Annotated in this window: 16 protein-coding genes; 15 read left to right on the forward strand and 1 reads right to left on the reverse strand. The window is 46.1% G+C overall.

Annotated features, from left to right (window positions below; all coding sequences use genetic code 11):
- The first annotated feature begins 5 nt into the window (after window positions 1-5).
- The 12 genes from CLOSA_RS07640 to CLOSA_RS07695 all read left to right on the forward strand — a co-directional run bounded on the left by CLOSA_RS07640 (window position 6) and on the right by CLOSA_RS07695 (window position 10,511).
- Window positions 6-473, forward strand: a complete 468-nt coding sequence (locus CLOSA_RS07640; protein WP_334299325.1) for a cupin domain-containing protein — start codon at window positions 6-8, stop codon at window positions 471-473.
- Between the two features lie 292 nt (window positions 474-765).
- Window positions 766-1,023, forward strand: a complete 258-nt coding sequence (locus tag CLOSA_RS07645) for an HPr family phosphocarrier protein (RefSeq protein ID WP_013272197.1) — start codon at window positions 766-768, stop codon at window positions 1,021-1,023.
- A gap of 129 nt (window positions 1,024-1,152) precedes the next feature.
- Window positions 1,153-2,244, forward strand: coding sequence for a DUF871 domain-containing protein (locus CLOSA_RS07650; protein ID WP_013272198.1), 1,092 nt, complete (start codon window positions 1,153-1,155; stop codon window positions 2,242-2,244).
- Between the two features lie 46 nt (window positions 2,245-2,290).
- The gene (locus tag CLOSA_RS07655) at window positions 2,291-4,210 is read left to right on the forward strand and encodes a BglG family transcription antiterminator (protein ID WP_013272199.1); all 1,920 of its coding nucleotides are present in this window, start codon (window positions 2,291-2,293) and stop codon (window positions 4,208-4,210) included.
- A gap of 149 nt (window positions 4,211-4,359) precedes the next feature.
- The gene (locus tag CLOSA_RS07660; RefSeq protein ID WP_013272200.1) at window positions 4,360-4,698 is read left to right on the forward strand and encodes a PTS lactose/cellobiose transporter subunit IIA; all 339 of its coding nucleotides are present in this window, start codon (window positions 4,360-4,362) and stop codon (window positions 4,696-4,698) included.
- A gap of 36 nt (window positions 4,699-4,734) precedes the next feature.
- Entirely contained in the window at window positions 4,735-5,055 is a 321-nt protein-coding gene (locus CLOSA_RS07665; RefSeq protein ID WP_013272201.1) for a PTS sugar transporter subunit IIB, read from the forward strand.
- Between the two features lie 55 nt (window positions 5,056-5,110).
- Complete coding sequence (gene celB / locus CLOSA_RS07670) at window positions 5,111-6,442, forward strand: PTS cellobiose transporter subunit IIC (protein WP_013272202.1); 1,332 nt, start codon at window positions 5,111-5,113, stop codon at window positions 6,440-6,442.
- A gap of 15 nt (window positions 6,443-6,457) precedes the next feature.
- On the forward strand, window positions 6,458-6,982 hold the full coding sequence (locus CLOSA_RS07675) for a GrdB-related putative oxidoreductase (RefSeq protein ID WP_013272203.1): 525 nt from the start codon (window positions 6,458-6,460) through the stop codon (window positions 6,980-6,982).
- 14 nt (window positions 6,983-6,996) lie between these two features.
- Window positions 6,997-7,965 (forward strand): N(4)-(beta-N-acetylglucosaminyl)-L-asparaginase, encoded by a 969-nt coding sequence (locus tag CLOSA_RS07680; RefSeq protein ID WP_013272204.1) that lies wholly within the window; start codon window positions 6,997-6,999, stop codon window positions 7,963-7,965.
- Between the two features lie 3 nt (window positions 7,966-7,968).
- Window positions 7,969-9,126, forward strand: coding sequence for a Sapep family Mn(2+)-dependent dipeptidase (locus CLOSA_RS07685; RefSeq protein WP_013272205.1), 1,158 nt, complete (start codon window positions 7,969-7,971; stop codon window positions 9,124-9,126).
- Window positions 9,127-9,265: 139 nt separating this feature from the next.
- Window positions 9,266-10,138: a YitT family protein gene (locus CLOSA_RS07690; protein WP_013272207.1), complete on the forward strand. Its 873-nt coding sequence runs from the start codon at window positions 9,266-9,268 to the stop codon at window positions 10,136-10,138.
- A gap of 151 nt (window positions 10,139-10,289) precedes the next feature.
- The gene (locus CLOSA_RS07695; protein WP_013272208.1) at window positions 10,290-10,511 is read left to right on the forward strand and encodes a sulfurtransferase TusA family protein; all 222 of its coding nucleotides are present in this window, start codon (window positions 10,290-10,292) and stop codon (window positions 10,509-10,511) included.
- Here CLOSA_RS07695 and CLOSA_RS07700 read toward each other — a convergent pair.
- Window positions 10,501-11,400 carry a LysR family transcriptional regulator gene (locus CLOSA_RS07700; RefSeq protein WP_013272209.1) on the reverse strand — a complete coding sequence of 300 codons (900 nt, stop codon included), beginning with the start codon at window positions 11,398-11,400 and terminating at the stop codon, window positions 10,501-10,503. The two genes, CLOSA_RS07695 and CLOSA_RS07700, sit on opposite strands and share 11 nt — an antisense overlap.
- A 252-nt stretch (window positions 11,401-11,652) precedes the next feature.
- Here CLOSA_RS07700 and CLOSA_RS07705 point away from each other — a divergent pair, with 252 nt between their 5' ends.
- From CLOSA_RS07705 to CLOSA_RS07715, 3 genes are read left to right on the forward strand one after another with little or no spacing between them, the layout of a single operon-like run.
- Window positions 11,653-12,339: a YeeE/YedE thiosulfate transporter family protein gene (locus tag CLOSA_RS07705; RefSeq protein WP_013272210.1), complete on the forward strand. Its 687-nt coding sequence runs from the start codon at window positions 11,653-11,655 to the stop codon at window positions 12,337-12,339.
- A gap of 27 nt (window positions 12,340-12,366) precedes the next feature.
- Complete coding sequence (locus CLOSA_RS07710; RefSeq protein ID WP_013272211.1) at window positions 12,367-12,594, forward strand: sulfurtransferase TusA family protein; 228 nt, start codon at window positions 12,367-12,369, stop codon at window positions 12,592-12,594.
- Window positions 12,595-12,617: 23 nt separating this feature from the next.
- Entirely contained in the window at window positions 12,618-13,172 is a 555-nt protein-coding gene (locus CLOSA_RS07715) for a YeeE/YedE thiosulfate transporter family protein (protein WP_242647788.1), read from the forward strand.
- The last annotated feature ends 111 nt before the right edge of the window (window positions 13,173-13,283 follow it).

Consider the following 13,283-nt stretch of genomic DNA (forward strand, 5'->3'; position numbering starts at 1 on the left):
TGGAGGTGAAGAGATTGAATATTGACAGATCAGAAATTGAAAAGCTGGTTCGTAGTATCATAATGGAAGAATACAGCAATCAGATAAATGATTCATCAAAGAGGCATGTTGATTCTAGTGGCATAATGTCCATTTCGCTGCCGCTGTTTTCTGTAAGTGAAGAAGACCGATTGGACACAGGCGACCCGAATCATAAAGTGTATACGAAGGATTTGGTGTCACTTGCTGAAAGCCCCAGACTAGGCTGCGGGCTGATGGTAATGGAAGATACTACCTTCGATTGGACGTTAGGGTATGATGAAATTGATTATATCATAGAAGGTACTTTAACTATTATTATAGATGGCCGTCGTATCACTGCCAATGCAGGAGAATTGATTTTGATTCCAAGTGGATCAAGGATTCAGTTTTCAGTGGAAGGAAAGGCAAGATTTATCTATGTGACTTATCCGGCTGATTGGCAGCATAAATAATAAAACTGTCCAATATATGAAAAGAGTAGGGGCTGTTCGCACACTCTTTTTATTACATAACATAAATGCCGCGAAGCAGGCGATGAAGCCACGGATCTATAAATCCTATACTTTTAAGTATAAAGATGATATAATGCGATTATAAAATATAGATTGTAACGGAAGAAAGAGATGCGATTCCGCCAATGTTTTGATTGGCGGAATTTATTTTAGGGTCAGACCCATAGGGTATGAATGGAACTTCTGCCTGATTCGAATCAGGAGTGTTTCAAAACATAAAAAGGGTGATGAAATGATTAGTTATGAATACATAGTAACGGATAGGCAGGGCCTTCACGCCATGAATGCTTTGAGGCTGAGCAGGGCAGCATCAGAATATGAAAGCCATATAACCCTTAAGAGCAGCAAAGGCACAGCGGACTGCAAAGATGTGCTCTCACTCCTGGGTCTTGGAGTACGCATTGGGGAATGTCTGGAGTTTATTGCAGAGGGGCCGGATGAAAACAAAGCATGTGATTTCCTTAAGGGGTTTCTTCCGGCCAATTTATAGCAGTACTATTTCCTAACAATTAGGAAACAGATTTACCTCCGAATTCTTTATTGACAGACTATAGTTAATGTCAAAGACCATCCGGTACGTAAGTACCGGCCGGTTAAAAATAAGAGAGGGGTAAATCATATGGCAAGATTGGGCATTTCCGTTTATCCGGAACATTCTACCGAAGAAAAAGACATGGAATATATTAGAAAGGCGGGGAGATTGGGGTATAAGAGAATCTTTACCTGCCTCTTAAGTGTGAAGGAAAGCAGGGAAGAGGTGACCGGCCGTTTTCGCAGACTGGCAGATGAAGCCCACGCCTGGGGTATGGAGATCATACCGGATGTGAGCCCTGCCGTATTCTCCCGGCTGGGAATCTCCTACGAAGACCTATCCATATTTCAGGAAATGCATGTGGATGGCATCCGTCTTGACGAAGGCTTTGACGGCATGAAGGAAAGCCTTATGACCTACAATCCCCAGGGGCTTCAAGTGGAGCTTAATGCCAGCACCAGACTGGCATATGTGGAGAATATCATAAACTACCATCCAGATCGTGATAAGCTGATTACCTGCCACAATTTTTATCCGCAGAAGTATACAGGATTAAGCCTTCAGCATTTTAATACCTGTAATAAAAAGATGAAATCACTTGGGCTTAAGGTAGCTGCCTTTGTATCCAGCAACGCACCCGGAGCATACGGCCCATGGCCCGTAAACGAGGGACTGTGTACTCTGGAGATGCATCGTGGACTGCCAATTGATTTTCAGGTTCGTCATCTGTATGCTACCGGAATGGTAGATGATGTGCTGATCGCCAACGCCTATGCCACGGATGAGGAGCTTAGAGCCTGCGCCGCTCTCAATTCCAGCATCCTGACCTTTCATATCCAGATGGAGAAAGAACTGACTGAGACCGAACGCCAGATTCTGGATTATGAACTCCATCATGTAGTAAGAGGGGATTTAAACGACTATATGATCCGTTCCTCCGGTCCCAGAGTCACTTATGCGGACCGGTCTATTCCTGCTGCTAATACCAGAGACTTAAAACCTGGCGATGTGGTTATATTAAATGATGGCTATCCCAAATATAAGGGGGAACTGCAAATCGTCACCAAAGACATGCCAAATGACGGCCGCAAGAATGTGATCGGTCATCTTCCTGAGCATGAACACGTTCTGATGGATTACGCAGAACCATGGAAGATGTTTGCGTTCTGCATCCTCTAAACAGGGTTTTTGAGGAAGAACATAGGAAGAAAAGGAGTATTAAGACATGCAGAATCAAAGACAGGAGCAGCTGCTTGCCATATTAACAGAGCGGGGAGACTGGATCACCAGCCGGCGCCTGGCCGTTCTTCTGCAGGTATCGGACCGCACCATACGTTCCGATGTAGAAACCATTAACAGACATATGATTCCTCCTCTCATAGAGTCTAATGTGAGGAGGGGCTACCGCATCTGTGAAAAGGCCGGTCTATCGCCTTTGCAGCCAAAAGAAACCAGGGGGACGGGGATTCCCCAGACTCCAGGTGCCCGCTGCGCCTATATGATTCAGAAGCTGTTATTCGAGGTGAAGGAACTGAACCTTACCCTTCTCCAGAGTCAGATCTATGTCAGCGGAGCCTCCATTGACAATGACTTAAAGCGTATACGCAAGATGCTGGAACCCTATCCAGGTTTAAGGCTGGTCCGCAATAAGGAATGCATATCCCTAAAGGGGGATGAGGCCGGAAAACGGCGGTTTTACAGGGATTTACTGATGGCTGAGGTGCAGGAAAATTTTCTCAATTTAAATATGCTGGCCAATTTATACAAAAGCTTCAATTTAATTGAGGTAAAGGACATTTTCGTGGATGTATTGAAGGAATACGATTATTCCATTCATGAATCCATGTTTCCCATGCTTATTCTGCACGCCGGCACCAGTATAGAGAGGATGAACTGCGCCAACTACATCAGTATGGAAGCGGAGATGCAGGGGGTGGAGGATACCATCGAGTACCAGATTTCCAAGGACTTCTTTGACCGGATCTCCAGACGCCTGCATATAAAGATCCATGAGGGAGAAGTGGGGATGTTTGCCCTGGTGGTCATGGGCAGAAAAGCTTCCAATTATACCGACGATTATGTGAATTTTGGAGGCAGGTGGCTGAGTACCAGAAAGCTGGTGGGAGAGGCCCTGGAGCAGATATACACGCTGTTCGGGCTGGATTTCCGTGAGGATGGAGACCTAGTCGCCGGTCTTAAGATGCACATCCACGGACTGGTAGAGCGTGTCACAAACCACGTTCGGATGGAGGACGTGTTTGTGGAAGAGATCAAGCGCAAATACCCTCTGGTCTTCGAGATGGGCATCTACGTGGTAGTTTTTCTGGAAGAAAGGCTTCAGACACCCATATCCGATGCAGAGAGCTGTTATATCGCCCTTCACCTGGGAGCTGCCAGTGAGCGTATGAAAACAGAAAGAAAATATCATGCCGTCATGATCCTGCCTCATAACCAGTCTTTTTCTGATATGTGCGTGAAGAAGATTTCTGATATGTTTCGTGAGAGGATGGAAGTGGTAAAGGTCTTTGGTTATTTTGAAGAGGAGGTAGTATCTTCCCTGGACCCGGATCTTCTGCTCAGTACATTTCCCCTGGAACATGGGTTAAACGTAGAGACCGTCTCCATTAACTTATTCGTGGATTCGGAGACAGAATCAAGGATTCTCCAGGCCATCAACCGGTTGGATAAGAAAGGATTCCGGCTGGAATTTTCCTCCCACATCAGCAGTTTAATCCGACGGGAGCACTACCATACAGGGGTGAGCTGCACCAGCCCGGAGGAAATCATCCGCATGCTGTGCTTAAGTCTGGTACAGGAGGGCGTTGTGGATCCGGAATTTACAGATGTGGTATTAAAAAGGGAGCAGATGTCACCAACATCCTTTGTGAATACATTTGCGATTCCTCATGCGTTCGGAGCCTTTGCCGGGAATTCCACCATTGCGGTGGCCCAGCTTAAGAATCCTGTCAAATGGGGGGTCTTTGAGGTGCGGCTGGTAATGCTGTTTGCTATTAATATAGGGGATGCCCGGATGATTAAAATCTTTTTTGACTGGATATCCAACATCGTGAATCAACCGGAGGAGCTGGCAAAATTGGCGGCCCCCTGCGGATATGAGGAATTTATCGACCGGATTACGGTGTGAATTTCCTAAGAGCTAGGAAATGCTTTTAAGGGAAAAATCGAATAAAAGCCTTATCATTATAATTAATTAAGGCAGCTTAAGTTAAGATGCAGCAAACAAAACGGTTTTGCTGCATTTTGCATTTATTAACACATTCAGGAGGCAGCAATATGTTAGAGGGGTTAGAAACGATTTGCTTTAAAATCATTTCCAATGTAGGCGGCGCAAGGTCCAGCTACATTGAGGCGATCCAGAAAGCAAAGCATGGAGATTTTGGAGGTGCCGGAGAATGTATGAAGGCCGGTCAGGAGATGTTTCTGGCAGGACATGAGGCCCACTTTGAACTGATCCAGAAAGAGGCCCAGGGGGAATCGGTAGGCGGTTCCCTGATTCTGATCCATGCGGAAGACCAGCTTATGAGTGCAGAAGGATTTAAAATCATCGCAGAAGAATTGATTGCCAGCTATGGAAGGATCACAGAGCTGGAAAAGAAGATGGGGAGTAAATAATCAAAATAAAAAATGAAATAGCAAGGAGGTTTTACAATGAAACGAGTGTATTTATTCTGCAGTGCAGGAATGTCAACCAGTATGCTGGCAAGCAAGATGCAGAGCGTTGCCAACGAGCATAACCTACCCATTGAAGTGGAAGCTTTCCCGGATGGCAAGATCGGTCAGATCATCGATGAAAAGCATCCGGATGTGATTCTTCTAGGGCCCCAGGTCAAATACCGTTACGGGGAGATTGTGGAAAAGTATGGAAGCAAAGGTATCCCCATACAGGTCATTGACCAGACCGATTACGGCATGATGAATGGTGAAAAGGTCCTGAAATCAGCAATCAAACTTTTAAAAGCTGCTAAATAAGGTTTATTAATCAGAACTTTCATAATAGTAAAAATAAAAATGGGGGAATAACAATATGTTAAGTAAATTAGAGTCAATACTCATGCCTTTGGCGGAGAGAATCGGAAAGAACAAATATCTCATTGCAATTCGTGATGGTTTTTTACTGTCCATGCCGCTGTTAATCGTGGGGTCCTTTTTCCTGCTCATTGCCAATTTCCCGATTCCGGGGTGGACTAATTTCTGGGCAAGGTTCTTTGGGGAGAACTGGGCTGCCTACTTCGCCAAGCCGACCGACGCCACGTTCTCCATTATGGCAATGCTGGCAGTCGTTGGAATCGGCTATTCCTTTTCCGAGCAGATGAAGGTAGATAAACTGTTCGGCGCTGCCGTATCACTGGTATGCTGGTTTTTAATCATGCCTTATAAGATCCTGGTAAATGATACTGCTGTGTCCGGCATTCCGCTGGGCTGGGTGGGGTCCAAGGGGATTTTCGTAGGAATTATTGTGGCATTCCTGTCTGTACACATCTATGCATGGGTCAATAAAAAGGGGTGGATCATCAAGATGCCTGACGGAGTTCCGCCTACAGTGGCAAAGTCCTTCTCTGCCCTGATTCCTGCCGGAATTTCTGTGCTGGTGTTCTTCATCATCAACATTGTTTTTGCCATGACTCCCTATGATAACGCATTCAACTTTGTATTCACCATCCTGCAGACGCCTCTTCTTAAGCTGGGCAATACCCTTCCGGCTATGGTAATCGCTTATATCTTCCTCCATCTCTTCTGGTTCTTCGGAGTAAACGGCGGTTCCGTGGTGGGTGCGGTATTCAATCCCATCCTTCAGACCTTGTCCGCCGAGAACTTAGCTGCCTTCCAGGCAGGCCAGCCGCTGCCCAATATTATATCCCAGCAGTTCCAGGATCTGTTCGCCACCTTCGGCGGCTGCGGCTCCACGCTGTCTCTGCTGATCGCAATGCTTTTTTTCTGCCGTTCCAAGCGTATCAAGGAGCTGGGAAAACTGGCATTTATCCCAGGCTTGTTCGGCATCAATGAGCCCATCGTATTCGGACTGCCGATCTTGCTGAACCCGATGATACTCATTCCTTTCATGCTGGTGCCCACCATCAACATAGTGATATCCTACTTCTGCATGAGCATCGGCCTGGTTCCTTTGTGTTCCGGTGTAGCGATTCCATGGACCATGCCTGTGATCCTTTCCGGGTTCCTGGCAACCGGCTGGCAGGGAGCCGTGCTTCAGCTGCTTCTTCTTGTAATGGGCGTGTTCATCTATATGCCGTTCATCAAGATGATGGATAAACAATATCTGGAAGACGAAACAAAGGGCGCTGAGAAAAACGATGATGACGATATTGATCTTAACGACCTTTCCTTTGATGATCTTTAAAATGAGGTGAATGGTATGAAGCTTATTATGATATATGACCAGATTCAGTCAGGACTTGGGACCAAGGACGACACTATGGTTCCCCTTACAGGGAAAAAGGAGCCCATCGGACCGGCCATTATGATGGAGCCTTTCTTAAAGCAGGTGGATGGTTACGTAATGGCCTGTCTGTGCTGCGGCAGCGGCACATACCTTGCCGATCCGGAAGAGGTCAGCCGCAAGCTTTGTGCCATGGTGAATAAGCTGCAGCCGGATGTGGTAATGTGCGGGCCGGCCTTTAACTATGCGGACTACGCACAGATGTGCGCCAAAGTGGCCTGCGATATCAACGCCACCACCGAGGCAAGGGCATTTGCAGCCATGTCTGTGGAAAATACAGATACCATTGCGGCTTATAAGGATAAAGTAGCGATTGTAGAAACACCGAAAAAGGGCGGCCTGGGCCTTAATGACGCCTTAAGAAACATGTGTACTCTGGCCAGGGCCCTGGCTGACGGTGCGGACACTTCAGAGATGATTCATGAATTCTGTTTTAGATAAAAGGAGGTCTTTGCATGTGGGGTATGATAGCAACCTGGCGCATGGCCGTAGAAGGAATTACAAAGGGTGCTGAGATGCTAACCAATAGCGGCAACGCAGGGGATGCCATCGAGGCAGCCATCCGTCAGGTGGAGGACTTCCCTTATTATAAATCCGTGGGCTACGGCGGACTTCCCAATGAGGAAATGGAAGTGGAATTGGACGCCGCCTATATGGACGGCGATACACTGGATATAGGAGCCGTGGCAGCCATCAGGGATTTTGCCAATCCGGTGTCCATTGCCAGACGTTTAAGCCGGGAGAAAGTTAACAGCATGCTGGTGGCTGAGGGGGCCGAGAAGTTTGCCCACAAGGAAGGCTTTGAGCGTAAGAATATGCTGACTGACCGGGCCAGGGCCCATTATAAGAAGCGGGTGAAGGAGATGACGGCCCAGGCGGCTGGAAAGGAGCTTAAGCCCTATTCCGGCCATGACACCGTGGGTATGGCCTGCCTGGATAGAATGGGTAAAATGACGGCAGCCACCTCGACCAGCGGTCTGTTTATGAAAAAAAAGGGAAGGGTAGGAGACTCTCCAATATCCGGTTCCGGATTCTATGCCGACAGCAGAAAAGGAGCCGCCAGCGCCACCGGCCTGGGAGAGGATCTGATGAAAGGCTGTATTTCTTATGAGATTGTCCGTCTTATGGGAGAGGGGATGCATCCTCAGGATGCCTGTGAAACAGCGGTGTACCGCCTGGACAGGGAACTTCGGGAACGCCGGGGCGAAGCAGGCGACATATCTCTTATTGCCATGAATCCGAAGGGAGAGTGGGGCGTTGCCACAAATATAGAGGGATTTTCCTTTGCAGTGGTCACTGAGGAACTGGAACCCACGGTATACTTAGTAACCCGGGAGCGGGACGGCCGATGTACTTATGAGAAAGCTTCTGATGAATGGATGGAAAATTATATGAAGACGCGTATGGCGCCTATGGTGGAGTAAGGTATGGAATACGGACAGATGGAAAATGAATCAGATAAAATAATTCTGGACTGGGTGGACCGGCTGAAGGACCGGTTCATCCCCAGTGTCCTGGAGCTGGTGCGCATTGACAGTGTGGAAAGGGAGGCTTATGATGGCGCTCCCTTTGGCAGGGAAGTGAAGCGTGCCTTGGAATGCGCCCTGGACATCAGCAGACAGCTGGGGTTTGACACGGTGAACCTGGATCATTATATGGGCTATGCCCAGTATGGCAGAGGAGAAAACTATGTCTGCGCCATTGGTCATGTGGATGTGGTTCCGGCAGGAGAAGGCTGGAAGCATCCGCCCTTCAGCGGTTATACGGAGAACGGAGTGATATACAGCAGGGGAGTGCTGGATAATAAAGGGCCGATTATGGCCTGCCTCTATGGTCTGGCCGCTATTAAGGAGGCAGGAATTTCCCTTAAGAATCCGGTGCGTATCATCTTCGGATGCGACGAAGAAACCGGGTTTGAGGACCTGAAATATTATCTTTCCAAGGAGAAACCGCCTCTTTATGGTTTTACACCGGACTGTAAGTATCCGGTGGTGTACAGTGAGCGGGGCAGGGCACTGGTGCGGATCACAGGAAGTCTTAAGCAGCTGGAAGGATTTTTTGAGTTTGTAAATAAATATTTTATAGGAGCCAGGAATACAGGAGACCGGCTGGGGATTGACTTTAGTCACCAGGAATATGGAGTGATGGAGATGCGGGGATATAAGCTGGGCGTGGCTTCAGACCGTTTCAGCGGCAAGAGACAGGCAGCCTTTGATGTCACCTTAAGTTATCCGGGAGGAGTCACCATAGAAGAAATCATGAAACGGATCTGCAATAAGGCAGAGGCAGAGGGGCTTATTGCTCAGCTGGTTCATAATTATGATCCGGTAGTATTTCCAAAGGACACACCCATGGTAAAAGCCATGCAGGAGAGTTATGAACGGGTCACTGGACTTGACGGCACCCCTGTAACCACCACCGGGGGGACTTATGCCAAGGCCATGCCGGGCATTGTCCCCTTTGGTCCAAGCTTTCCGGGTCAGAAAGGCATCAGCCACAATCCCAATGAATGGATGAGTGTGGATGATCTGATGACCAATGCAAAGGTCTATGCACTGGCTCTGTACCGCCTGGGACAATTATAAGAGATGGAGGACACAAGGATGTTGGTAATTTGCAGCAGCAGCTGCTATGATGCTTCCGGCAAGGACCGGATTGCAGACTCTGCCACCGATTGGAATGTGGTACTTCAAGAGCGTATGGGTGAACAGGGGAGATAGGGCAATGCTTTCAAAATACAAGAAAAATGTGATGGTCCGAAGACTGATAACCATTGGGGCAGTGATTGCATCGGCTTTTCTTCAGACCTATGTCATCCAGGTTTTCATCCGGCCTGCCAGCTTACTCTCCAGCGGATTTACCGGAGTGGCTATCCTGATTGACCGGATCGCCTCCCTGTACGGCCGCAATATCTCCACATCCTTTGGGATGCTGGCTTTAAATATTCCAGTGGCCATTCTGTGCAGCAGAAGCATCAGTATGCGTTTTACCTTTTACTCCATGATGCAGGTCTTCCTGGCCAGCTTATTTCTAAAGATATTCCGCTTTGAGGCCCTGTTTAACGACGTGCTGCTGAATGTTGTGTTCGGCGGGTTTCTGTATGGACTTTCCATAGTCATTGCTCTCCGGGGAAATGCCTCTACCGGAGGAACGGATTTCATAGCATTGTATGTTTCCCAAAAAACGGGCCGGTCCATCTGGGAATATGTGTTTGCCGGAAATTGTGTAATCCTTTGCATTTTCGGATACTTGTTTGGCTGGATGTATGCCGGATATTCTATTTTGTTTCAGTTCGTTTCAACGAAAGCCATATCTACCTTCCACCACAGGTATGAGCGGGTGACACTTCAGATAACCACTTCCAGGGCAGAGGAGATCATTGAGGAATATGTTAAACAGTACCGGCACGGCATTTCTTATGTGAATGCAGTGGGAGGTTACAGCCATAAAAGCATGTATCTTCTTCATACGGTGGTTTCTTCCTATGAAGTCAATGACATTGTCCATCTCATGCGGGAAACAGATTCCCATGTGATTGTGAATATGATTAAGACAGAGAATTTCTACGGCGGTTTTTATCAGGCGCCTATGGAATAGCTTTTCAAACAGGATTCGGTGAGGAAAATTAAATTTACTATTGATAGTCATTCTCTTTTTAGATAAAATGAATCTGTATCCGGTTATAAGTTCTAGTTCTTTATTAGGAACAGCAGCTTACAACGCATTGGAATGTGCAGAAGGAGTAGTTATGGTTAAAATCGATTGCCTGGGTGATATGTGCCCGGTGCCTGTTTTGAGATTAAAAACAGTCATTGATTCCTTAAAAAACGGGGAAGAATGTATGCTGGTTACGGATCATAGCTGTACGATTTCTAATATTGAAGCGTTTTGCAAGGTTCATCATTTAACGTATGATACGGATGAAGTTATGAATGGTGTATGGGAAATCACCATTTCTGCTAACAAATAGTCTCTTTTAGTATTGTTTCAATATATTTGATAAGTTTTGACGATTCATAATTCAGAGGAACGCTGGCTGCATTTTTAATGGAATAATAATCATTATCAAATTCCAGACAGTGGCATTCTATAATGCGAAGCTGCTTATTGTAGATCTCCTTCTTAATTGCCATATAGGGAAGAAACGCAAGCCCGAATCCATTAATGGCGGACAGTTTAATGGATTCTGTGGAATCAAGAGTATATGGGATATGCAGCTGATTGATGCGGATTCCGTTTTTGCTCAGCATTTTATCCAGTACCTGTCTTGTTTTTTGGGTTTTCACCAGCATCAGCAGAGGATAATGAGAAAGATCCTGGCAGTTCAACTGGGAAGGAACCTTCATTTTTTCTCCTGCAACCAGAAAAACACGGTCGGAAAACACCTTTCTTGCAGATAGGTTTTTATCCTTGGGCCTGCCGATGATAATTCCCATATCAGCGAAGCCTTTTGATATTTTTTCTTCTATGATTCTGCTGGACATCATTTCCATGTTCAGCGTATATTCGGGGTATTTGTTTTTTACATGGTAAACAGTACAAGGCAGGGCATAGGAATATACACAGGGAGAGGCAAGAATGTGCAGGGTCTTATTTTGATTTTGTGCATTGGTAATATCGGCCAGCATTCTATCATACGACGATAATATTTCTAAAGCCCGGTTATAGACAATCATCCCAATGTTAGTCGGAATCACACCTTGATAGTTCCGTTCGAAAAGACGTGCACTGAATTCCTGTTCCATAACACGCAGCTGCTGGCTTAATGCAGACTGACTGATGTTCATTTCTTCCGCTGTTTTTGAGATACTGCCGGACTCCACTATTTTAATAAACATTTTCAGGTTATGAATGTTCATGTTAACCCGCCTTTCTGAATTTAACTCCAAAACCAGTTAATAGAGCTGTTAAAATCTTAACAGTTCTTTTTTTGTATTTTTATTATAGCAGATATCAATGGGTGTGGCTAGTGCGATAAAATAATGGGATATAAGTAAATCTTATGACATATCAGATTCTTGATTAACTGATTTTTAATAAGTGTGGTATAATTTAAATTGTGATTTTGTTATAATATTAACAAATACTATTTTAAAGAAAGGGGGATTTACGTGTCAGAGGTTAACACAAGCGTAAGTGGGGAAAGAGTGCGTAAGCCAAGAAAACCCAAGAAAAGCCAGATTCCATATGCAATTTTGGTTACGATCCTGATCATTGCTTTTGGTTTTTATTTGGCAGGAGGGAGCAATAAGCTGCCTGTTTATTGGGGATTCGGTATTGCATTCGGGTACATCCTGCAGCGTTCCAGGTTCTGCTTTACGGCGGCATTCCGCGACCCTTGTATCACCGGAAGCACATCCGTAACAAGGGCCGTATTGGTAGCGGTAGCAGTAGCCAGTGTAGGTTTCTGGGCAATCAAGTATGCCAGTGTCATGGCAAATGCGGAATCCAATTTCAGCATGACCGGCGTGGCGCCCATCGGTTTGCCCTTGGCTGTCGGTGCGGTTATGTTTGGTATCGGAATGGTCATTGCCGGTGGCTGTGCATCAGGAACCCTGATGCGCGTTGGAGAGGGCTTTGCCATGCAGATGCTGTCTTTGGTGTTCTTCATAGCAGGTTCTTTCTGGGGCGCACACGACATGAACTTCTGGAGTAAATTCAATGAAAATGCTCCGAAGATCTTTTTGCCGGACGTGTTTGGCTGGTTTGGCGCAATCGTTGTACAGGGATTGATTATTGTTCTGTTATACATAGCCGCCGTCAAATGGCAGGAAAAGAAAATGGGAAGTGCAGAATAAAATTTATTTTTAAAGGAGATATATCACATGGCTGAATTTACATTAGATTGTCTGGGAGAGGCGTGTCCGGTCCCGCTTATGAAAACGGAAAAGAAGATCAGTGAGTTATCGGTTGGAGACGTATTGATCGTATCCATTGATCATAGCTGTGCAATGAAAAATGTTCCTGAGTGGGCAAGAAAGCAGGGACATAACGTAGAAATCGAAGAAGTGGATGATGGAGAATGGGAAATTGTCATTGAAAAGACGAAGTAGATAACTTCTGTGAAAGCAGGTGAATGATTTTGAAACAATTTTTTATTAAGCTTGGTGATCATCCGATTTACAAGAAGCTGTTAAAAGAACCCTTGACCTATGTGGCAGGAGCCGTTTTACTGGCCGTCTTTCAAATCGCCCACTTTGCAGCCCTGGGAAGCGGCTGGGGTGTCACAAGCGCATTTGCCAACTGGGGCACCTGGAATTACAAAGCTCTTGGCGGTGATGCAAGCGGCTGGGTATACTATGCTTCTGAAAAAATGCAGAAGGAACTCAATACCAGCTTTCTGGCAGACGGGGGTTCCATCCGCAATCTAGGCATTGTATTGGGAGCCTTTGCGGCAACGTTATTTGCATCACAGTTTAAGGTCAAGAAGATCAAGTCGTTGCGGCAGGTCGTTGCGGCTGTTCTTGGCGGCTTGTTAATGGGTTATGGGGCAAGACTTGCCAATGGCTGTAATATAGGAGCGTTATTTACCGCAATTTCTGCTTTTTCCTTATCCGGTTGGGTATTTGGGGCATTTCTGCTGGTAGGTGCTTTTCTGGGAAGCAAATTATTAGCCAAATATTTTATGTGATTTGTAATCATGGGGCGATCATATCTGATTGCCCCTGTCATATAAATGCCCGGTTTTGGAAAAAAGAAAAACGGCTGTGAAAACTGAATAAAAGTATTCAGAAAGGAACAG

This window comes from [Clostridium] saccharolyticum WM1 (genome assembly GCF_000144625.1).
GTDB classification, from domain to species: domain Bacteria; phylum Bacillota; class Clostridia; order Lachnospirales; family Lachnospiraceae; genus Lacrimispora; species Lacrimispora saccharolytica.